The 21347-nt window shown below is 72.4% G+C and carries 16 protein-coding genes and 1 tRNA gene; 8 read left to right on the top strand and 9 right to left on the bottom strand.

Translation table 11 applies throughout. From position 1 onward, the window contains the following. Positions 1-16 precede the first annotated feature (16 nt). Both K8556_RS04190 and K8556_RS04195 read right to left on the bottom strand, forming a co-directional pair. A complete protein-coding gene (locus K8556_RS04190; RefSeq protein ID WP_223738698.1) occupies positions 17-826 on the bottom strand; it encodes a hypothetical protein in 810 nt (269 codons plus the stop codon). Then, on the bottom strand, positions 823-3060 hold the full coding sequence (locus K8556_RS04195; RefSeq protein ID WP_223738823.1) for a glycosyltransferase family 4 protein: 2238 nt from the start codon (positions 3058-3060) through the stop codon (positions 823-825). Before K8556_RS04195 ends, K8556_RS04190 begins: the two co-directional genes overlap by 4 nt. Positions 3061-3103: 43 nt before the next feature. Here K8556_RS04195 and K8556_RS04200 point away from each other — a divergent pair, with 43 nt between their 5' ends. After that, positions 3104-4201, top strand: a complete 1098-nt coding sequence (locus tag K8556_RS04200; protein WP_223738699.1) for a glycosyltransferase family 1 protein — start codon at positions 3104-3106, stop codon at positions 4199-4201. A gap of 50 nt (positions 4202-4251) precedes the next feature. Beyond that, positions 4252-4812: a NigD-like C-terminal domain-containing protein gene (locus K8556_RS04205; protein ID WP_223738700.1), complete on the top strand. Its 561-nt coding sequence runs from the start codon at positions 4252-4254 to the stop codon at positions 4810-4812. Here the strand turns inward: K8556_RS04205 and K8556_RS04210 are convergent. Then, complete coding sequence (locus K8556_RS04210) at positions 4802-5314, bottom strand: NADAR family protein (RefSeq protein WP_223738701.1); 513 nt, start codon at positions 5312-5314, stop codon at positions 4802-4804. The genes K8556_RS04205 and K8556_RS04210 overlap by 11 nt on opposite strands. Before the next feature lie 94 nt (positions 5315-5408). Here K8556_RS04210 and K8556_RS04215 point away from each other — a divergent pair, with 94 nt between their 5' ends. Next, entirely contained in the window at positions 5409-6143 is a 735-nt protein-coding gene (locus tag K8556_RS04215; protein WP_223738702.1) for a hypothetical protein, read from the top strand. Positions 6144-6162: 19 nt separating this feature from the next. Here the strand turns inward: K8556_RS04215 and K8556_RS04220 are convergent, their stop codons facing one another. Continuing rightward, positions 6163-7089: a GDP-mannose 4,6-dehydratase gene (locus tag K8556_RS04220; protein WP_223738703.1), complete on the bottom strand. Its 927-nt coding sequence runs from the start codon at positions 7087-7089 to the stop codon at positions 6163-6165. 1 nt (position 7090) lies between these two features. Then, positions 7091-8062, bottom strand: a complete 972-nt coding sequence (gene gmd, locus K8556_RS04225; protein WP_223738704.1) for a GDP-mannose 4,6-dehydratase — start codon at positions 8060-8062, stop codon at positions 7091-7093. 139 nt (positions 8063-8201) lie between these two features. Between gmd and K8556_RS04230 the strand changes: the two genes are divergently transcribed. The 3 genes from K8556_RS04230 (at position 8202) to K8556_RS04240 (ending at position 11967) form a co-directional block, all read left to right on the top strand. Then, positions 8202-9464: a myxosortase-dependent phytase-like phosphatase gene (locus K8556_RS04230; protein WP_223738705.1), complete on the top strand. Its 1263-nt coding sequence runs from the start codon at positions 8202-8204 to the stop codon at positions 9462-9464. A 51-nt stretch (positions 9465-9515) separates the two neighbouring features. Further along, entirely contained in the window at positions 9516-11303 is a 1788-nt protein-coding gene (locus K8556_RS04235) for a bifunctional UDP-sugar hydrolase/5'-nucleotidase (RefSeq protein WP_223738706.1), read from the top strand. A gap of 232 nt (positions 11304-11535) precedes the next feature. Continuing rightward, the gene (locus tag K8556_RS04240) at positions 11536-11967 is read left to right on the top strand and encodes a hypothetical protein (RefSeq protein WP_223738707.1); all 432 of its coding nucleotides are present in this window, start codon (positions 11536-11538) and stop codon (positions 11965-11967) included. A gap of 153 nt (positions 11968-12120) precedes the next feature. Here K8556_RS04240 and K8556_RS04245 read toward each other — a convergent pair whose 3' ends face one another. The 4 genes from K8556_RS04245 to K8556_RS04260 form a co-directional block, all read right to left on the bottom strand. Then, on the bottom strand, positions 12121-14901 hold the full coding sequence (locus K8556_RS04245; protein ID WP_223738708.1) for an Hsp70 family protein: 2781 nt from the start codon (positions 14899-14901) through the stop codon (positions 12121-12123). Between the two features lie 25 nt (positions 14902-14926). Further along, on the bottom strand, positions 14927-16789 hold the full coding sequence (locus tag K8556_RS04250; RefSeq protein ID WP_223738709.1) for an Hsp70 family protein: 1863 nt from the start codon (positions 16787-16789) through the stop codon (positions 14927-14929). 88 nt (positions 16790-16877) lie between these two features. Continuing rightward, a complete protein-coding gene (locus tag K8556_RS04255) occupies positions 16878-17492 on the bottom strand; it encodes a DUF2760 domain-containing protein (protein ID WP_223738710.1) in 615 nt (204 codons plus the stop codon). 95 nt (positions 17493-17587) lie between these two features. Next, positions 17588-17663 (bottom strand) — tRNA-Ala (locus K8556_RS04260). A gap of 202 nt (positions 17664-17865) precedes the next feature. On the opposite strand from K8556_RS04260, the gene K8556_RS04265 reads away from it, so the two are divergent. Together K8556_RS04265 and cyoE are read left to right on the top strand one after the other, a co-directional pair. After that, entirely contained in the window at positions 17866-20217 is a 2352-nt protein-coding gene (locus tag K8556_RS04265) for a tetratricopeptide repeat protein (protein WP_223738711.1), read from the top strand. A 211-nt stretch (positions 20218-20428) separates the two neighbouring features. Then, positions 20429-21313: a heme o synthase gene (gene cyoE / locus K8556_RS04270; RefSeq protein WP_223738712.1), complete on the top strand. Its 885-nt coding sequence runs from the start codon at positions 20429-20431 to the stop codon at positions 21311-21313. Positions 21314-21347: the final 34 nt, after the last annotated feature.

The raw sequence follows: 21347 nt of genomic DNA on the forward strand, positions 1-21347 counted from the left end.
CGCACCGCCCGCGATGCTAGCGCTTCTTCGGTCCTCCGCGCTTCGCGCGCGCGGCAGGGGAGGCAGGGGGAGTCGTGCCTTCCGGGCGGGGCGTCTGCTCGCGCGGGGCCTTCGCGGTCCGCGCCTTCTTGGGCCGGGAGGGCTTCGGCGGGCGGGCGTGCTCCTCGTGCGCGGGCTTTGGCGGACGGGCCTGCCCGGCATGCGTCGGCTTCGGCGGGCGGGCGTGCTCCTCGTGCGCGGGCTTCGGCGGATGGGCCTGCCCGGCATGCGGCGGCTTCGGCGGGCGGCCGTACTCGATGGCGGGCAGGGGCCGCTCCCTGGGCGCGGGGCCTTCCGCCTCCTTCGCGGGAGGCGGCCGGGGCGCGGGCCGGCCTTGGCTGATGGCCGGGGGCGGCGGCTTCGGCGGTCTGGGGGCCTCCGGCGGCTGGGCCTTCGCGGCCTGGGCCCTCAGCGTGTCCACCTCCTTGCGCAGCCGGAGGACCTCCGCGGAGAGCTGGGCGTAGGAGTCCCGCACCAGCCCGTTGAACACGCGCTGCCGGCCCAGGGTCTCGTTGATCAACACCTGGCACGTCTTGCGGAAGGCCCACTTGGCCAGCAGCACCGCCTGCCCCATGCCGGCGCGGTGCGTGTGCAGCGGCAGGGCCCGCGTCGTGTCCGCGTTCTCCTCCAGCGCGTGCATGTTGAACGTCAGCGGATCCACGCGCGGCTCCACGCCGTCCTCCGGCACCTCCGCCGGCTCCGACGTGGGCAGCCCGCGCACGCGCAGCCGCTCTTCAATGCGGGCCACCAGGGCCCCCGTGGGAATGTCCCGTCCGAGCAGCTTCATCGGTGTGTCTCCTCCACGATGCGCGCCATCTCTTCCCGGTACGCCGCGACCACCTGGGGCCACGTGTGCCGTTGCGCGTAGATGCGGGCCCGCTGGCCCATCGCGTCCCGGGCCTCGCCCACCTCGCGCAGCCCTTCGACGAACGACGCCAGCCCCCGGTACACCCGGCCCGCGCCGCTGCGCTCCACCTGTCCCACCAGGACCTCCGAGTGCCCGTTCACCAGCACCGGCGTGCCCTGCGCGAACGCCTCCAGCGTCAGCAGCGACAGGCTCTCGAACTTCGACGGCACCACCACCGCCAGCGCTCCCGCCAGCGCGTCGTGCTTGTCCTGCTCGGAGATGCGCCCCACGTGCCGCACGCCCTCGCCGCTCACGTCCATGTGCGCCTCGCCCGCGAGCACCAGCTCCGGCGCGTCCTGGTAGCTCGCCCGAAGCTGGCGGTGGAACTTCAGCAGGTCCGGCACGCCCTTGCCCGGCTCCAGCCGGCCCACGTAGAGCAGGTAGCGGCCGTGCACGCCGTACTTCGCCCGGAAGCGGTCGGGCACCGCCGGCAGCGCGTCCACGCCCACGCCCACCACGCGCGCCCGCGCATGGTTCGGGTGGAAGCGCCCGAGCATCGCGACCTCCTCCGGCGTGTTGCACATCAGCACCCGGGGGCGGTTGAACACGTCCGCGTAGACGCCGAAGCGGATGGGCGGCTCGTCGTGCGCGGTGGGCACCAGCATCGCGCGGTCCGCCACCAGCGGCAGCCCCCACGCCGTGGGCGCGTAGAGGTACGTGAAGAACAGGTAGCCGTCGTACGCGTCCTGCGTGGTGCCCAGGTGCTCCATCAGCCCGGGGCTCAGCGGGCCCTGCTCGGCCACCCACTGCTCTTCCCGCAGCCGCTCGTTGCCGTGCCCGAACACGTGGCGCGACAGGTCGTTGAACGCGTGGATGTTGCGCGTGCGCGTCACCGGGAAGCGCAGCACCTTCGTGCGGCCCACGCGGTCCTCGCCGGGCGGGAAGGTGTTCTCCCACGTCAGGTGGTTCTTCGCGCAGGTCGTCACCACCGTGATGTCCCAGTGCGGCGCCAGGTGCTCCGCCACCTGCGCGGCGTGCGCCTCCGCGCCGCCCGTCACCTCGCCATAGCGCTGCACCACCAGCGCCACGCGCGGACGCTTCGCCGGGGCCTTGCGCGGACGGGGCGGCGGCGCCACCACGCCCTCCAGCGCGCGCGTCAGCGACACCTGCGCGGCGGTGGGGGAGAAGTGCTGGAGCCGGCGCGCCTGACCGTCGAGCACCGCCTTGCGCAAGGCCTTGTCCTCGCTCAGGTCCACCGCCAGCTCCGCGAGGAACGCGTAGCGCTTCTGGTCGAACGCGATGCCCGCGCCGCCCAGCGTCTCCGGCACCGCCGCCGCCGCGTACGCGAGCACCGGCACCTCGGAGGCCATGGCTTCGATGATGGGCACGCTGAAGCCCTCGTGCTCGCTCATGGAGACGAACACGGACGCGGAGCGGTACACGGCCACCAGCTCCGGATGCGACAGGCGCCCCAGGAAGTGCACCCCGCTCAGGTCCTTCAGCTCGCGCTGGAGCATCTTGAAGTAGCGGCTGCCCGGCTCGTAGCCGCCGACCATCAGCAGGCGCGCCTGGGGACGGATGCGCAGGAGCTCCCGGTGCAGCGCGAGCAGGTCCTCGAAGCGCTTGTGCGGCATCACCCGGCTCACCGACACCAGGGTGGGGCCGGGCCCGGAGAGCTCCGCGAGCTTCGCCGCGTCCGCCACGGACGCCGCGAAGCGCTCCTTCTCGATGAAGAGCTGCACGGTGTGCACGTTGCGGTGGCCCGCGACGCGCAGCTCCGCGCTGTTGTAGTCCGAGTCCCCGATGGACACGTCCAGGAAGGGCGCCATCGCGGCCACCTGCGCGCGGCCGGCCACCAGCGCGTGCTCCAGCGGGGTGTCCCGGTAGAAGCGCGCGGGGCTGATGTTGTGGAACACCACGCCGCGCTTGCAGTCCATGTGCATCAGCCGCCCGCTCAGCGGGGACGCGATGCCGTGGTGGTACAGCACCAGGTCGTCCGGCTTCGGCTTCAGCGTGAAGACGTGGCGGGCCAGGCCCTGCAGCCCTCCGGCGACCTCTTCCGCGTAGATGTCCCCCACGTGCCCCATGCGGCGCAGCAGGAGTTGCAGATGGAGCGCGGCCTGACCGGAGGCGTCGCCGGGGCCGAAGCTTGGGATCAACTGATGGACCGCCATGGAGGGCCGTGTGTAGCACACGGGCATGGTATGAGGCGGCCCCGTGTCGACCCCTGGACCCATCGCCTTCGACGCCACCCTGTGGGACGAGCCCACCACCGGCATCGGCCTGTACACCCGCTGCCTCGCGGAGGCGCTCCAGGCCCAGGGCGTCCGCCTGGACCGCATGGGGGCGCGCAAGTCCGGTGAGCACCCGCGCGGCGTCCAGAAGCGAACGCCGTGGACGCTGGCCACGCTGCCCCGGCTGCTCAAGGCCTCATCGCCGCCCGTCTACCACGCGCTCAGCAACTTCAACCTGCCGCTGAGGCGCACGCCGGGCACCGCGTACGTGCTCACCGTGCACGACCTGGTGCCGCTGGACCTGCCGCACACCGTCTCCGCGCCGTACCGCTGGCAGTTCCGGCTGTGGCTCGCGCGCAGCCTGATGCTCGCGGACCGGCTGGTGTGCATCAGCGAGTGCACGCGCCAGGACCTGGTGCGCCGCTTCCCCCAGGTGGAGCCGCGCACCGTGGTGGTGCCCAACGGCGTGGACCACGTGAACGCGGCCCCGCTGAGTGCCGCGGACGAGGAGTTCCTCCACGCGCTCAACCTGCCGAGGGACTACGTGCTGTACGCGGGCTCGCTCGACGTGCGCAAGAACGTGGAGCTGGTGCTGGACGCGCAGGAGCGGCTCAGGGCGCGCGGCCGGCCCTTCACGCTCGTGCTCGCGGGGCAGGCCTGGTACGGCTCCGGCACGGTGGAGACGCGCATCGCGCGGCTGCGCTCGGAGGGCCTGGACGTGCGGCCCCTGGGCTACCAGATGCCGGCCATCTTCTACGCGCTGATGCGCCGCGCGGCGCTGTTCGTCTTCCCCTCGCGCTACGAGGGCTTCGGCCTTCCGCCGCTGGAGGCCATGCGCCTGGGCACGCCCACGGTGGTGTCCACGGCGGGCTCGCTGCCGGAGGTGTGCGGCGGTGCCGCGCCCGCGGTGGACCCGGACGACGCGGAGGGCCTGGCCGCGGTCATCGACCGGCTGCTGCGTTCACCGGAGGAGCGCCGCGCGCTGTCGGAGGCGGGCCAGCGCCAGGCCGCGAAGTTCACCTGGGCCCGCACCGCGGAGGGGACGCGGGCCGCCTACGATGCGGCGCTGCGCCACCGGTAGGCGAACGGCGCCAGAGGTCAACCGGCCCGGCAAGGGCCCCCTGGAGGAACATGCGACTGCTCGTGTGGAGTGGAATCGTCTGCGGAATGCTGCTCGGGTGCGCGGGGTCGAACGCGGCGCGCAAGGACGAGGCCCGGGAGCCGGCCCCCACCGCCGAGCAGGAGGAGGCGCCGTCCACCCCCGTGACGCCCCCGGAGAAGAAGGCCGGGTCGCCCGCGGCGGAGGCGGAGAACCCGGAGGCGGCCATCGTCATGCCCCTGGAGATCACCGAGACGCCCGCGCCCCGCGACCCGATTGGCATCGAGTCGCAGAGCGTGAAGGGCGACGTGCTCACGCTCCATGTCCGCCACGGCGGCGGCTGCAAGGAGCACCGCTACGGCCTCGCGTGGGACGGGCGCTTCACGCAGACGGCGGAGGGGGAGCCTCGCGCGGAGCTCACCCTGATGCATGACTCGAACAACGACCGGTGCAAGGCGATGGTCTACAAGGAGCTGGCGTTCGACCTGTCCACGCTGAAGCAGGAGTGGAGCGAGAAGGGCCACGGCGACCACGCCACGCTCCACCTGGACTTCAACGGCGTGCCGGACCAGTCCGCCCGCTTCAAGTTCTGACCGGTGCGTGCCCCTGCGCGAGCAGGTCCTCGCGCAGGCGCGTCAACACCTGGCCCAGCAGGTTCAGCCCCCGCCACGTGGACGGGTCCTGGATGCGCGGGTCCTCCACGGAGAGCCCCACGCCCCAGATGCGGTCCAGGGGGCTGGCCTCCACCAGCTCCGTGCCCGCCGTGGCGAGCAGCGCCTCCAACAGGTGCCGGTGCTGGGTGAACTTCGCGTGGTTGCCCTCGTAGACGATGCGCTCGCGCTCGCGCTCCCAGAGGGCCGCGTCGAACGGGCTCACCTTGCGGCCCAGCGCCTTGTGCTGCTTGGGCGTGGCGGCGCGCAGCACCTGCTCCATCACGCGCGTGTCGCCGAACAGGCGCGCCTTGCCCGCCATCATGTACTGCTCCGCGCAGGTGTAGCGCACGCCGTCCACCGTGAAGACGGACGGGTGCCACTGCGAGAAGAAGGAGTCCTCCCTCCAGAAGAACGTGAACCGCGCCGCCATCGTCGTGCCCATCCCAGGCCTCCCGGAAATCTTCGTGTAATAATGACACGAACGTGCGGCGATGGAGGAACCTGACGCGGGGCCCTACAATGCCCGCCCGCTCCCCATGCGACTTCAAGAAGCCCAGAAGCTGTTGGACCGCTGTTTCACCGGCACGCGGGAGGGCGCGCCGCGCCTCCATGAGCCCTCGGACCCGCGCTTCGCGGAGCGGGGCGGGGCGGTGTGGCTGGAGTACCGCTGGTACGTGCGCGAGCGCGGCATGGCGGAGGTGTTCCTCAAGTGGGACCGGGTGGCGCCCGGCGACGAGAAGACGGTGGAGGCCACGGTGCTGCGCACGCACCTGCTGGGCCAGTCCCCCATGCTGTCCCAGCGCGCGCTGCGCACGGTGGAGGGCGGCACGCCCGCGCCGGAGCGGGTGCTGGACATGCTCAAGACGGACGGCATCCGCCGCGAGTGCGTGGCCCGGGGGCGCACCACCGTGACGGTGGAGCACTGGGAGAGCCGGCGTCCCGCGGCGCTCTTGGACGAGGCGCGCTTCGCGGAGCTGGCGGCGCCGCTGGAGTCGGAGGACTCCACGCCGGACGCCCGTCACGAGGCCGTGCAGCGGCTGGCGGACGCGGAGCGGAGCCCGCGCGTGCAGGACGTGCTCCTGCGGCTCGTGGCGCGCAAGCCGTCGCTGATGGCCCTGCGCATCCTGTCGGAGTGGGGCGAGGTGAAGGCCCGCGAGTACTGCCAGCGGGACCTGGCCGCCGTGAAGCCGGGCAACGCGGCGGACCTGTGGGCCCTCACCGCGTTGGACCGGCGCCTGGAGGCGTGGCAGTCGCTGGCGCGCCCCGCGTGAGGCGCGCGCCAGCGGTGCGTCAGTGCTGCGAGCCCACCCGGGGACCCAGCACGTCGCGCAGCGCGTCCGCGACGGTGAGCCGGGGGGCCCAGCCCAGCGCGCGCAGCTTGCCGGGGTCCGCCACGAGGCTGGGGATGTCCGAGGGGCGCAGCCGCGCGGGGTCCAGCTCGATGCGCGCCTGCACGCCGGACAGTTGGAGCATCTCCTCCAGCAGGCTGCGGATGGTGCGGCCCTCGCCGCTGCCCACGTTGTAGGCCTGGCCCGCCTCGCCCTGGAGCAGCAGCAGCCGGTACGCGTCCACCACGTCCTTCACGTGGGAGAAGTCCCGGATGGCGTCCAGGTTGCCCGTGCGCAGGACGGGGTCCACCGTGCCCAGCGCGATGGCGCGGATCTGCGCCGCGAACGATGGCACCACGAAGGTGGGGTCCTGCCCCGCGCCCAGGTGGTTGAAGGGCCGGGCGAGGATGACCTCCATGCCGTAGCTGCGGAAGAACTGCTCGCCCGCCAGCTCCCCCGCGGACTTCGACGCCGCGTAGGGGCTGAGCGGCACGTGCCGGTGGGACTCCTCGGCGCGCGTGCCCTCCGCGACGGGGCCGTAGACCTCACCGGAGCCCACCAGCAGCACGCGCGCCTTGGGGGCGCTCTCCCGCAGGGCGGTGAGCAGGTGCACCACGCCCATGGTGTTCACGGCGAAGACGCGCGCGGGGTTCTGGTGGCTCTTGGCCACCGAGCTGAAGCCGGCCAGGTGCAGCACCGCGTCCGGCTTCACCTCGGAGACCGCCGCCTTGACCTTCGCCTCGTCGGCGATGTCGAAGTGCAACGCGGTGCTGCTGATGCCCTCGCCGCGGGGCCCGTGCACCTCCACCACCTCGTCGCCGGCCGCGCGAAGCGCGGCGCACGCGTGCCGGCCGACGAATCCATCCGCTCCCGTGACGAGGACGCGCATCTTACCGCTGTCCTGCCTTCACGCGCTCCAGGTCCGCGTCGACCATCATCTCCACGAGCTGCTTGAAGCGCACCGTGGGCTCCCAGCCGAGCTTCTCCTTCGCCTTGTCGTACTTGCCGATGAGCAGGTCGACCTCCGCCGGGCGCACGAACGCGGGGTCGATGACCACGTGCTTCTGCCAGTCCAGGCCCACGCGCGCGAAGGCGATCTCCACCAGCTCCCGCACGGTGTGCGTCTCGTTGGTGGCGACGACGAAGTCCTCCGGCGTCTCCTGCTGGAGCATGCGCCACATGGCGTCCACGTAGTCGCCCGCGAAGCCCCAGTCGCGCTTGGCGTCCAGGTTGCCCATGGGCAGCTTCTCCTGGAGGCCCATCTTGATGCGCGCCACGTTGTACGTGACCTTGCGCGTGACGAACTCCAGGCCGCGGCGGGGCGACTCGTGGTTGAAGAGGATGCCGCTCACCGCGAAGAGCTTGAAGGACTCGCGGTAGTTCACGGTGATGTGGTGGCCGTACGCCTTCGCCACGCCGTACGGGCTGCGCGGGTAGAAGGGCGTGTCCTCCGACTGGGGCACCTCCAGCACCTTGCCGAACATCTCGCTGGAGGACGCCTGGTAGAAGCGCACCTGCGGGCGGGTGTGGCGGATGGCCTCCAGCATCTTCGTCACGCCCAGCGCGGTGAACTCACCGGTGAGCACCGGCTGGTTCCAACTGGTGGGCACGAAGGACTGCGCCGCCAGATTGTAGACCTCGTCCGGCTGGGTGAGGTTCAACAGCGCCGCCAGCGAGAACTGATCCAGCAGGTCGCCCTGGTGCAGCGTCACCTTGCCCTGCAGGTGCGCGATGCGCTCGAACTTCTCCTCGGAAGAGCGGCGCACCATGCCGTGCACCTCGTAGCCCTTCTTGAGGAGCAGCTCCGCGAGATAGCTGCCGTCCTGCCCCGTGATGCCCGTAATGAGTGCGCGCTTGGCCATGGCCCTTGTCTGTTCGCTGGAAGACGCTGTTCGTTGTACCCGAGGCTTTCGCCTCCTGCCAACCGTTCCAGGGTTTCAGGGAACTTGAAGAGGACGCCGTCCGTGCCTAGGTAGGGAGCGACCTGCCCAGGAGCCGCCCATGCGCAACCTCTCCCTCCCAGCGTTGACGGCCGTGCTCGTGAGCGCGGCGGCGGGGGCCCAGACGGCTCCCGTGGCGGTTCCCTACACCGTGCAGACCCAGCCCGGGGCGCGCTCCGGGGGCGGCACCGTGAACGACGTGGCGCTGTGGGTGAACCCGGCCGACCCGGCCGCGAGCCGGCTCATCACGGCGGACCAGAACAACGGCCTGTTCACCTATGCCCTGGACGGCGGGGAGCTGCAGGCCGTCACCGAGGGCACCTCCGCGAGCGTGGACGTGCTGGGCGGCTTCCCGCTGGCGGGGGGGACGTCCGCGGCGCTGGTGCTCAGCGCCAACCCCACGCTGTCGGGGCTGGTGCCCTACGTGATGGATGCCACGGCGGATGGCGGCGGGCTCACCCGCCTGTCGCCCACGGCGGCCCCGCTGGATGTGGGCGTCACCTACGGGACGGTGCGGCTGGCCCGCGGGGCGGATGGGACCATCCAGGCCTTCGGGGGCCTGGCGTCGGGCGGCCTGCGGCAGTTCCTGCTGACGCCCACCGACGGCGGCGTCACGGCGACCCCGCAGCGGGACATCCCGGCCGGCGCGGTGCTGGGGCTGGTGGTGGACCCGGCGTACCGCGCGCTCTACGTGGCGCAGCAGGGGCAGGGGCTCTACCGCTACGGCGCGGACGCGGACGCCGGCACCCAGGGTGCGCTGGTGGTGGGCCTGGGGGACGGCGGCCTGACGTCCGTGGGGCGGCTCGCGCTGTACGAGGCGTCCGGGGTGGACGGCTACCTGGTGGCGTCGGACCCGAGCGCGAACACCTTCGTCGTCTTCGACCGCCGCACGCTGGGCCGGGTGGGCGCGTTCCAACTGGGGCAGGACGGCGGCACGGACCCGGTGGAGCAGTCGCGCGGGCTGGTGGCGTACTCGGGCGCGCTGGGCACGGCCTTCCCGGAGGGCCTCTTCGTCGCGCATGACGGCGTCAGCAGCAGCACGTTGAGTGACAACCTGAAGCTCACCTCGTGGGGCAACGTGGCGCGGGCGTTCTCCCCGCCGCTCATCATCGCGCAGCAGCCGGCGGACGGCGGCGTGGACGGCGGCACCGGCAAGGACGGCGGTGGCGGCGTCGTCGTCAATCCGGGCAACGGCAACCCGAGCGGCGAAGGCGGCGGGACCGACGACGACAGCGGCTGCGGGTGCACCAGCACGTCGGTGCCGGCCATCGCGACGCTGGGGCTGCTGGCCCTGTCGCTGTTGGGCCGCAGGCGCCGGAGCTGACACTCGAAGCGTGTTGAAAGCGGCAGGGGGGCGGGATGAAGTGCGCGCCCCATGCGCACCTTTCGTTCCACCGTCCTGGCGCTCGCGGTGCTCGCCTCCGCCTGCAAGGGCGGCCCGACGCCCGCCCCCACCGCCCCGCCTCCGGCCCCGGCCGCGCCCGTGCGGCTCACGCTGGTGGGCACCAACGACTTCCACGGCTGGGTGATGCCCCACCGCGCCACGCTGCCGGACGGGCAGAAGGTGGAGCAGGGGGGCGCGGCCCTCTTCGCGTCCTACGTGGCGCGGCTGCGCGAGGACAACCCGGGCGGCGTGCTGCTGGTGGACGGCGGTGACCTGTTCCAGGGGACGCTGGCGTCCAACCTGGGCGAGGGCGCCATCGTCGTCGACGTGTACAACCTGCTCGGCTACACGGCGGTCGCCATCGGCAACCACGAGTTCGACTACGGGCCGGTGGGCCCGGGGCCCGTGGCCACGCGTCCGGACGAGGATCCGCTGGGCGCGCTCAAGGCCCGCGTGGCGCAGGCGAAGTTCCCCTTCCTGTCCGCCAACGTGCGGGAGAAGGACGGACAGCCCCCGGCGTGGCTGGGCAATGACGGCACCACCGTCGTCACCGTGAAGGGCGTGAAGGTGGGCCTGCTGGGCCTGTCCACCCTGTCGACGCCGCAGACGACCAACCCCGCGAACGTCGCGAGCCTGAGGTTCGAGTCCCTGGCCGACGCCGCGAAGCAGGCCGCGAAGTCGCTGCGCGAGCAGGGCGCGGAGGTGGTGGTCGCCATCGCGCACGCGGGCGGCAAGTGCACGGACCTGGCGAACCCGCGCGACACGTCCGGGTGCGAGCGCGACGACGGCGAAATCTACGCGGTGCTGGAGGCGCTGCCCGGGGGCGCGGTGGACGCGGTGGTGGCGGGCCACACGCACCAGGTCATGGGGCACTTCTTCGGGGACGTGCCGGTCATCGAGACGACGGGGCTGGCGCGCTCGTTCGGCGTGGTGGAACTCTTCGTGGATGCCGCGACCCACCGCGTGCTGCCCGAGCGCACGCGCATCCAGGCCGCCATCCCGGTGTGCGGGGCCGTGGACGCCACGCTGAAGTCGTGTGATCCGCTGAAGCTCAAGGACGCGAAGGACGTGCGGCTGGTGCCGGCCACGTTCCTGGGCCAGCCGGTGACGCCGGACGCCCGCGTGGAGGCGCTGGTGGCCCCCGCGGAGGCGCGCGTGGAGGAGGAGCAGCGCCGCCCGGTGGGCGTGGAGGCCCAGGCCCGCATGCCCCAGGTCTACGAGGGCGAGAGCGCGCTGGGCAACCTCATCGCGGACGCGATGCGGGAGGCGGCCCGCTCCGACGCGGCGGTGATGAACGCGGGCGGCATCCGGGCGGACCTGCCGCAGGGGCCGCTCACCTTCGGGAAGCTCTACGAGATCCTCCCCTTCGACAACACGCTCGCGGTGCTGGAGCTGAGCGCGGACGAGCTGCGCCGATTCCTGTCGCTGGCCTATGGCGGCCGCAAGGGCGTCTTCGCGGTGTCCGGGCTGGAGGTGACGCTGGGCGCGTGCCCGGGGCCGGAGCGCTTCCAGGGCGTGACGCTGCCGGGAGGCAAGCCGCTGAAGGCGAAGGGGACCTACCGGGTCGCGGTGCCGGACTTCCTCCTGCGCGGCGGTGACGGGGTGGGGCCGCTGACCTCCACGCTGCCACGGGAGCGTATCAGCCTGTTGCAGGCGCAGGACCTGCGCGAGGTGCTCACCGCGTACGGCCACGCCCACGGCAACGCGTTGAAGCCCCCGGCGCTCGGCCGCGTGCACCGGGTCAAGGCGGCGGAGCCCTGCGCGGACGCGAAGCCCTGAAAAAAGTGCGCCCGCCGTTGGAAATTTTCCCTCCGCGCTGATCCGCTGGGGCTGGATCGCGGCGCAACCCAGCGGAAGATCAGCGAAAGGCGCCCAGGGCCGAATTTTCGGCCTGGGATCAGTTTCCAACGGAGGGAAACCTCCCTACTCTAGGGCACGCGAGATCCCCTTGCGGCGCGGCCGAAGGCCAGCGCGAGCAAGTGGGAGCCCGTGCGTGGGAGGGACAGAAGAGATGCTCTACAAAGTGACCCCGATGATGGTCCCCGCGGCGCCCGAGAAGAAAGAGGCGCGCGAGCCGGGCCAGCCGCGCAAGCGGCGCAAGTCCTCCGTCTACGACGCCGACGGCCACGAGGTGTTGATCTCGCTGATGTGTCTGAAGTGCAAGACGCTCAAGCCGCTGGCGCAGTTCGGGCTGCGCAAGATGGCGGACGGCGCCATCCGCAACCAGCCGTGGTGCCGGGGCTGCCGCTCGGGCGCGGGCACGAAGAAGCCGAAGAAGGACGAGTCCCAGGCCGCCACCGTCGAGGTGCCCGCCGTCGCCGCCGCGGAGCCCGTGCTCCAGGTCGTCGCCGCCGTGCCGCTCGACGCCGCGCCCGTGGCTCCGACGCTCGTCGACGCCCCGGCGGCGCTCGCGGGCGACGCGACGGCCCCCGCCCTGGTCTGACGCACCGCCCGGGATGATCCGCCCTGCTGGGGCGCGCACCGTTCGCGCCCCGCATGTGACGGATCCGCCCGGAGCTCCCGCTCGAAGCGCCCAGGCAGGTGTCTCTCCGCGGGCGGATGATCCGCCCTGGCGGGGCGGTCCGCCTCCTTCTTCTCAGGACAGCCGCAGGCCCGCCGGCAGCGTGTCGCCGAGCGCCCGGGCTTCGTCCGCCGCCTCCAGGGCGACGACCTCTCGCACCATCCGCACCCAGGTGTCCGCGGCCTTCGCGGCCACCAGCGCCTGGGCCGTGCGCTCGCGCAGCGCCGGGTCCAGGTCGCGCGTGCGGTCGCCGGTGAGGCGCGCCAACTGGGCGGCGGCGAAGGGCGCGCCGTCCACCTTGCGCAGGTCCAGGGACAGGAGCAGCTCCAGCCACGCCTCCGCCGTCTCCACGTCCACGACCTTGTGGCTGCTGCCGTACAGCGGCACGCGCGCGCCCAGCCGCCCCAGGGCCCACGCCCACGGGCCGCCGGAGCGGGACTCGGCCTTCAGGCGCGCGGCGATCCACCGGCCCACCTCCGCCTTGTCGCCCGGCGCCAGGTGCTCCAGCGAGGCGGCGGTGCGGATCATCTCGTCCAACCCCTCCGGTTGGATGCCCTTCAACTTGCCGCCCTGCGTGGGCGCGTCCGGCGGCACGCGCCGGGCCAGGTGCGGCTGGAGGTAGCCGTACAGCTTCTGCTGCTGCGCTTCGGTGAGGCCGCCGGCGATGCGGCGCCACATCACCCAGAACTCCGTCCACACGGCCTTGTCCGTGTGGTGCTGCACCAGCGCGTCGAAGAGGCTGAAGGTCTGCTCCGCGCGCCAGCCGTCCAGGGGGTAGCCGAAGCCGGGGCGCAGGCAGAAGCCGGTGAGGCTGTAGAAGACGCGCTCGTGGTCATCCGAGCGGCGGCGCTTGCTCGCGCCCGCGTAGAGCGTGCTCCACAGCTCGCGCAGCACGGGCACGCGCCACGTCTCGCGCGGGCCCAGCACCTTCTCCAGCGTGCGCGACAACTGCTTCACGTCCTTGGGGCCCAGGGGCAGCGGCTTGTTGCCGTAGACGCGCTCCACGTTGTCCTTCGCCTCGGCGAAGCGCGCGGGCATGGACTCGGTGACCGTCAGCTCGTGCGAGCCGCCGGTGCCGCGCAGCTCGAACTCCAGGCGCCAGCGCTCGTCCGCGACGTCCGACACGCAGAACAGCTCCAGCGTGCCAATCTCCGTGAGCGCGGCCTGCAGGTGCACCGGCACCTCGCTGACCTTGCCGGACGCGCCCTTGAGCAGGGTGTGGATGGGCGGCAGCGGCTTCAGGTCCTCCGCCAGCGGCACCAGGTCCCCCGGCTTGTCGATGCGGTCGCTCGTCGTGGAGTAGAGCGCGAACTGCACCGGCCGGCCCAGGGTGAGCGTGAAGGGGCGCTCGCCCAGGTCCACCTTCTGGCCCTCCTCGAAGCCGCGGGGAATCAGGCACAGCGTGGGCTGCTCCGCGCTGTCCGGGCCGCGCTGCAGTCCCACGTAGTACGCGCGCGCCGCGCCACCGCCGATGCGCAGGCCGTGCCCGCGCCGCACCAGCCCGTAGTACGCGGCTCCACGCGCCACCGCGAGCTCCAGCGACTCGTGCTTGAGCAGCGGGATGCGCGGCGCCTGCGGCCACCACGCGGACAGCGCGTCAATGAGCCGCGCCGAAATCTGCGGCGAGTTGAAGACGCCGCCGTTGAGCAGGATGGCGTCCGGGCGGGGCAGGGCGCCTTCGTGCGACGGCGCCTCGCCCAGCGCCGCGAAGCCCGCCGCCGCGTGCTGCGCGAGGAAGGCCGCCAGGTGCCGCGTGACGGCCGGGTCCTGCACGTACGGCAGGCCCAGCTCCTGGAGCGCCATGCGCGCGGCCCTCCGGGGCCGGTCCCCGGGCGAGGACATGGGGAAGAAGCCGTCCAGCACCAGCGCGTGCGCCTCGTCGCGGCCCAGCTCCGTGGACAGCGTACCGCCCAACAGCCGGCTGCCCTCGCCGATGAGCGACACGCCGTACTTCTCCGGCGGCGCGCGCCCCAGGAGCTCCTCCTTCGCGGCGCGCGCGGCCTGGATGGCCTGCGTCCACTGCGTCGCGGACAGGCGCCGGCCGTTCTGGGTGAGCTTCTCCTCCATGCGCCGGGCGAGCGCCGCGTCCATGTTGTCGCCGCCCAGCATCAGGTGGTCGCCCACCGCCAGCCGCCGCAGCATGGGCCCTTCCGGCGACACGCCCGCGTGCACCAGCGTGAAGTCCGTGGTGCCGCCGCCCACGTCCACCACCAGCACCAGCCGCACCTGGGACAGCGTCTGCTCCAGGTCCGAACGGTGCCGCGCGGTGTAGTCGTAGAAGGCCGCCTGCGGCTCCTCCAGCAGCGTGAACTTCTCCAGCCCCGCCTTGCGCGCCGCGCTCACCGTGAGGGCGCGCGCCGCCTCGTCGAACGAGGCGGGGACGGTGATGACCACCTCCTGCTTGGAGAGCGGCTCGTCCGGGTGCGCGAAGTCCCACGCCCGCGCCATGTGCGTGAGCAGCAGGGCGGACGCGTCCACCGGGGACAGCTTCCGCACGTCCGCGGGCGCGCCCCACGGGAGGATGGGCGCGGAGCGGTCCACGCCCGGGTGGCACAGCCAGCTCTTGGCGGAGGCCACCAGCCGGCCCGGCACGCGCGCCCCCTGCCAGCGGGCCAGCTCGCCGACGACATACGGCCCGCCGTCATCACCCCAGGGCAGGCGCAGCACCTCCGGGGCCAGCTCGTGGCCGGCGGGGACGTAGACGGTGGACGGCAGCAGGGCGCGGGGGGCCACCTCGCCCTGGCGGACGAGCTGGGGCAGGGGGAAGTCCTCGACGGGTGCCCCCGAGCCCTTGCCTGGATCCACGGATGCCACCGCGCAATGGGTGGTGCCCAGGTCGATGCCGACGATTCGCATACGCCTCCGGTGTGCGGGGCCCCTTCTACTCCTTCATGCGCACGTTGAGCTCCAGCTTCCAGCGCCCGGAGCCGTTCTTCTCCAGGCACCGCAGCTCCAGCGTGCCCACCTCCGTCACCGCCGCCTGGAGGTTCACCGGCGTCAGGTCGCCAAAGGGCGTGGGCTGCCCGGGCAGCGTCGTCTCGATGGGCGCCACCTCCTCCAGCCCCCCGGACGCCAGCTCCGACTCCACGTCCTCCACCATCTCGCCCACGCGGTCGTCGCGCCGCACGGACGACGCGAAGAAGCGGAAGCTGGTGGGCTCGCCGGTGACGAGCCCGAACTCCTGGGGAGGCACGTCCGCCTGTGTCCCCTCCTCCATGCCGAAGGGCGCCACGCACAGCGCCTTCACCGGCGGCTCCATGCCCGGCACCGCCGGCATCGCCGTCTCCACGCCCACGTAGTAGGCGCGCGCCGTGCCGCCGCGGATCCGCAGGCCGTGCCCCTGACGCACCCAGCCGTAGTACGCCGCGCCGCGGGCCACCGCGAGGTCCAGGTCCGCGCCCTCCAGCTCCTTCGCCGGGGGCGCCCCTTCCGCCGCGAGCCACTGGTTGAGGACCTCCATCACGCGGCCCTTCAGCGGCCCGGCCTTGAAGACGCCGCCGTTGAAGAGCACCGCGGTGGGGTGCAGGAAGCCCTTGCCCTCCACGTCCACCGGCGAGTCCGCGCTGGCCGCCAGCGCCTGCGCCTGCCGGGTGAGGAAGGCCGCCAGGTGCTTCGTGACGGCCGGGTCCTGCGCGTAGGGCAGCGCCATCTGCGCCAGGCCCGTGCGCCGGGCGGTGCGCGGCAGGTCCGCCACCTGCGTCACCGGGAAGAAGCCATCCGTGAGGACGCGGTCCAGCTCCTCCCGCGTCAGCTCCGTGCGCAGCGTGCCGCCGATGAGCGACGAGCCCCGGCCCGGAATCGCGATGGGCACCCGGTCCACGGAGGGGTCCGCGTACAGCGTCTCCTTCGCCTGCCGGCACCCATAGGTGAGGCCGTTGAACTGCCACGCGTCCAGCTTGCGCCCGTCCGCGGCCATCCGCTGGTTGAGCGTGTGCGCCAGGGCGAGGTCCATGTTGTCGCCGCCCAGGAGGATGTGGTCGCCCACCGCCACGCGCAAAAGCTCCAGGTCGCCCTCGCGGTCCTTCACCGTGATGACGGAGAAGTCGGACGTGCCGCCGCCCACGTCCACCACGAGGATCACTTCCCCGGGCCGCACCTGCTTGCGGAAGTTCTCCCCCATCGCCTCCAGCCACGCGTACAGCGCGGCCTGCGGCTCCTCCAGCAGGGTGATGTGCTCGATGCCCGCCGCCTTCGCGGCCTCCAGCGTCAGGTCGCGCGCCGCCGCGTCGAAGGACGCCGGGACGGTGACGATGACCTCCTGCTTCGACAGCGCGTTGCCGGACTCCTCCTGCGCGCGGGCGAAGGTGTGGTCCCACGCCTCCTTCAGGTGGCGCAGGTAGCGCGCGGACGCGTCCAGCGGCGACACGCGCTGCACCTCCGGCGGCGCCTGCCAGGGGAGCAGCGCCGATCTCCGGTCCACGCCCGGGTGTGACAGCCAGCTCTTCGCGGACGACACCAGCCGCGTGGGCACCTTCGCCCCGTGCGAGCGGGCGAAGTCACCCACGATGACGCCCGGCTCCGGGCTCCACGGCAGCCCGAGGCTGCCCTCCGGGAACTCCTGCGCGCTGGGCAGGTAGAGGAAGGAGGGCAACAGCGGCCGCGCTTCCACGGTGCCGGGCGCCGTCACCTGCGGCACGGGCAGCATGGACTGCGAGGGGCCGCGCGGCTTGCCGTCCTCGAGGTTGAAGTAGGACACCGCGGAGTGCGTGGTGCCCAGGTCGATGCCGATTGCGTATCGGGCCATATCGGTCGGAAACCCCCGGAGGGGGCCTTGTGGTTCCTCGAAGGGAAGGGGACTTCGGAGGATGCGCCGCCTGCTGCTCAGGCGGGCATCAGGCGAGCTCGACTTCCGCCGGGGCCAGCACGCGCGGCTCCATGGCGGGGCTGACGGTCGGGAACTTCACCTCCGTGGTCACCCAGCCGTGGTGCCGGAGCGTGCCGCCATAAGGAGGCTCCCCGGCGACGTTGCCGGTGAGCCGGATGCGCTGCGCGTCGAAGCCCGGCGGCACCGTCACCTTGTCGCCCTCGCCCTGCGGCAGCACCGGCTGGAGCGTCAGGTACTGGTGCACCACCTTGCGGCAGCCCTCGTGGACGATGCGGGCCGCCGCGCCCACGTCCGCGTCCGGGAAGGCCGCGACGTTCTCCTGCACGAAGTCCAGGAAGCGGCCCTCGCGCTGGAGCATGGCCAGAAGCGACAGGGCGCTGGCGTGCTCGCGCTCGGGGGGAAGGGGGGCGGGCGCGACGGGCGCCGGGACGGCGGGCGCCTTCACTGGCGGTGGGGCCTGCGTGCCCCCGGAAGGGAGCTCCTTGAGCTGGCCGGCGTCATAGGCGCGGCTGGTCGGCAGCACGGCCTGCGCGAATTCGCGGGACACGAGGCAGCGCCAGAAGCACAGCCAGGCGAGCCAGAAGCGGGCGAAGAACGACAGGGAGGCGGACGGGTCGGTCATCGGCCCCGGATAACAAAGCCGGAAGCCTTTGCAATTCGCCAATGGCCTGAAATGCAAAGGGCCTCACGGTTTCCCGTGAGGCCCTTCGTGCTTCATGGTGGAGGTGGACGGGATCGAACCGACGACCTTCGCATTGCGAACGCGACGCTCTCCCAACTGAGCTACACCCCCATATGGGGACTGCTGGCTGCCTGCTGCGCCTCGCGGGCGTTGGGTCCCGCGAAGTGAGTGGGCTAGTACCGGAGCCTCACCCTGCTGTCAAGCAGCTCGTTTCCGGCAGCAACCCTGCGATTGACGTGCCGCACTGTGGATGCCATAAAAACCGCCTTCCGGTAGCGCATCCTTCCCGGCCCATCCGGACACCTTCTGGTTCATGTCCACCTCCCCATCGAAGACGTTGAGCCCCACCGAGCTCGCGAAGCTTGAGCATTCGTTCGCTTCCGATCCCTCGTCGGATGCGTACAAGCCCCTGGCGGAGGCGTACCTGGACCTGGGTCGCTTCATGGAGGCGATGGTCGTCTGCAAGAAGGGCGTCAAGGCGCACCCGACCGCGGCCGACCCCCGCCTGCTGCTGGCGCGCGTCTACGCGGCGCAGAACAAGGACAAGAAGGCGCTCGAAGAGGTGATGGGCGCCCTCCAGGTGCAGCCAGAGGACAAGGCCGCCCTGCGCATGGCGGGCGTGCTGCAGATCAAGGGCGGAGAGACGGACACCGGCCGCGGCAACCTGCTCAAGGCCTACCAGGCGGACCCCGGCGATCCGGAGACCGTCACGCTCCTCCAGCAGTACAAGGTGGAGATCCCCCGCCCCGTGGCGCCCACCCCGGTGCTCGCCCCCGTGGCCGCGCCGCCCCCGGCCGCCGCGGAGGCGCCCGCCGCGGCGACCGTCCCCGTGACCGCCCCGCCCGCCGCCGCTGAAGCGCCCGCCGCCACGGCCGTGGGCCGTATCAGCGCCCCGTCCCAGCAGGCGGCCCGCACGGCGCGCCCCGCGGATTCCGCCTCGCGCCCCGCCCAGCGCCGCCCGCAGGTGGTGGTGGAGGAGGTCGAGGACGACGACGACGAGCCGGCGTCGCGCCGCAAGAGCGCGCCCAAGAGCAACGGCAGCAAGATGCTGTCGCTGGTCCTGCTCATCCTCATCCCGCTGTTCGCGGGGGGCTACGGCTGGTACTCGGCGCAGGCCAAGAAGCGCGGCCGCGAGCTCAAGAAGAACCTGGACGCCGCCACCGAGCAGCTCAAGCACGACTCGTTCGACAGCTACAAGAAGGCGTGCGCGGCGGCGGACCTGGCGCTGGAGGTGGACCCGGACTCCACCGCGGCCCACGGCTACCTCGCGTACGCGTACGCCATCCGCTGGGGTGAGCACGGCGGCGGCGACGACGCGCGCCGGCAGGCCGAGGAGCACCTGGCGGCGGCCCAGAAGGGCAAGGAGCTGTCCAGCCACCTCATCGCCGCGCAGGCGTTGATCAAGACGTACAGCGGCGACGGCAAGGGCGCGCTGGGCTCGCTGGAGACGCAGGTCAAGGAGCTCAACGACCAGAACAAGGCGTCCTCGCTCCTGTACCTCACGCTGGGCCTCATCCAGATGAACGCGGGCGACCTGGAGCGCGCGCGCGACAGCCTGGAGCGCGCGCAGGCGCTGGCGCCGGACGACCCGCGCGTCTACGCGGGCCTGGGCGCGGTGTACCGCCGGCTGGGCCAGGACAACACCGCCTGGAAGAACTACGACTTCGCCCTGCGCTACGAGAAGGACCACCCGGAGTCGCTGCTGGGCCGCTCGCTCCTGATGCTGGAGCAGGACGAGCCGAACTACGCGGTGGCCAGCCGGGACATCAAGAAGCTGCTGGAGGCGGAGCCCCCGCCGAGCCCCCGTCAGCTCGCCACCGCGCAGCTCGCGCGCTCGCTGCTCATCGCCCGCGTGGCGCTGGCCATGCCCTCGCTCAAGCCGGACATGCAGCAGAAGATGACGGAAGCCACGGGCGTGCCCGCGGACCCGGCCAAGGCGAAGCAGGAGGTCACCAAGGCGGAGGAGACCGGCTTCGCGCTCGACAAGCAGAACCCGGAGCTGAACCTCATCAAGGGCCGCCGCCTGCTGGCGGAGGGCAACTTCGACGCGGCCGCGGAGGAGATCCGCAAGGCCATCCGCGCGGACGGCAGCCGCGCGCAGTTCCACGTCGAGCTGGCCAAGGCCCTCATGGGCAAGCCGGGCGGTGAGAAGGAGGCCTCCGAGGCGCTCGTCACCGCGCTCAAGACGATGGGCGACAGCCCCAAGCTGGTGGTGATGCTGGGCAACGCCTACCGCCGCCAGAACAAGCTGGAGGACGCGCTCGCGCAGTACCAGCGCGCGGTGAAGGACCCCAAGGCGAAGAACCCGGAGGCCCGGCTCGCCATGGGCGCCATCTACCGGGAGCGCTCGGAGTGGGACAAGGCGAAGGAGCAACTGGAGAAGGCCAGCCAGGAGTTCTTCGGCCAGCCGGACCGCGTCGCCACGGCGCTCACGGAGCTGGGCCGCGTCTACCAGGGCAAGGGCGACACGGCGAAGGCGGACGAGACCTACCAGCGCGCGCTGCAGGCCGACGAGAACTACTCGCCGGTGTACTACTTCTACGCGTCGCTGCTCTCCAAGGACGCCAAGCAGTCGGGCAAGGTCAAGACGCTGGCGGCCGAGTACGTGCGGCGCGAGCCCAAGGGCGAGTACCTCGCCGACGCGCAGCGGCTCGCGGGGAACTGAACCCCGCTCCCGCGCCGCCCCCCCCACGCGCCGCGAGGCCCCCTTCCAGGGCTTCGCGGCGTTTCGTTTTTGACGGGGGGCGACAAGGCAGGCTGATGTGGCGGGGAGCCCCAGCCTTGCCACCCCTGCCGGGTGACGGTATGGGAGGGTCCACCCCACACCCCCTTGACCGGATTCGACAGCGGTCCAGGGGCCACCTGCTGGAGTCCGCTTGAGCGCGCGTGCCCTGTCCCAGTCGTCCACCGCGTCCGACCTGATCTCCCTCACGAAGCCGAGGCTGTCGTCGCTGGTGCTCATCACCGCGGCGGGCGGCATGTTCCTGGCCCCGGGGCACTTCACGCCGGTGCGGGCGCTGGTGACGCTCCTGGCGACGGCGGGGACGGTGGGCGCGGCGAACGCGTTCAACTGCTATTGGGAGCGCCACAGCGACCAGTTCATGGCGCGCACGCGCAACCGGCCGCTGCCCGCCGGGCGCATGGACCCCAGCACGGCGCTGTGGTTCGGCCTGTCCCTGGCGGCGGTGTCGCTGCCCGCGCTGGTGATGGGCGCCAACCTGCTCACCGGCGTGCTGGGGCTCATCGCGCTGCTCAGCTACGTGCTGGCCTACACGCCGCTCAAGGCCCGCACGTCCGCGGCGATGCTGGTGGGCGCCATCCCCGGCGCGCTGCCGCCGCTCATGGGCTGGACGGCGGTGACGGGCCAGATGGACGCGGGCGGCTTCGCGCTGTTCGCCATCATGTTCCTCTGGCAGATGCCGCACTTCATCGCCATCGCGCTGTTCCGCAAGGACGAGTACGCCGCCGCGGGCCTCAAATCCATTCCGCTGGAGCGCGGGGACGAGTCCGGCCGCGCGCAGGTGGTGCTCTACCTGGTGGCGCTGGTGCCCATGACGCTCCTGCCCTTCCAGCTCCACATCGCCGGCACGTGGTACCTGGCCGCGGCGGTGGTGCTGGGTCTGGGCTTCCTGGGCATGGGGGCGTGGGGCTTCTTCAAGCACCTGGGAAAGGCCTGGGCGCGCCAGACGTTCCTGTATTCGCTCGTGTATCTCACCGGCCTGTTCGCCGTGATGGCGCTGGACCGCATCCCCCGCGGCTAGCGCCCCCTCGCGGCGTCCGGGTGCGAGACCGCCC

The sequence above is a fragment of the Corallococcus sp. AS-1-12 genome, from assembly GCF_020036995.1.
Taxonomy (GTDB): domain Bacteria; phylum Myxococcota; class Myxococcia; order Myxococcales; family Myxococcaceae; genus Corallococcus.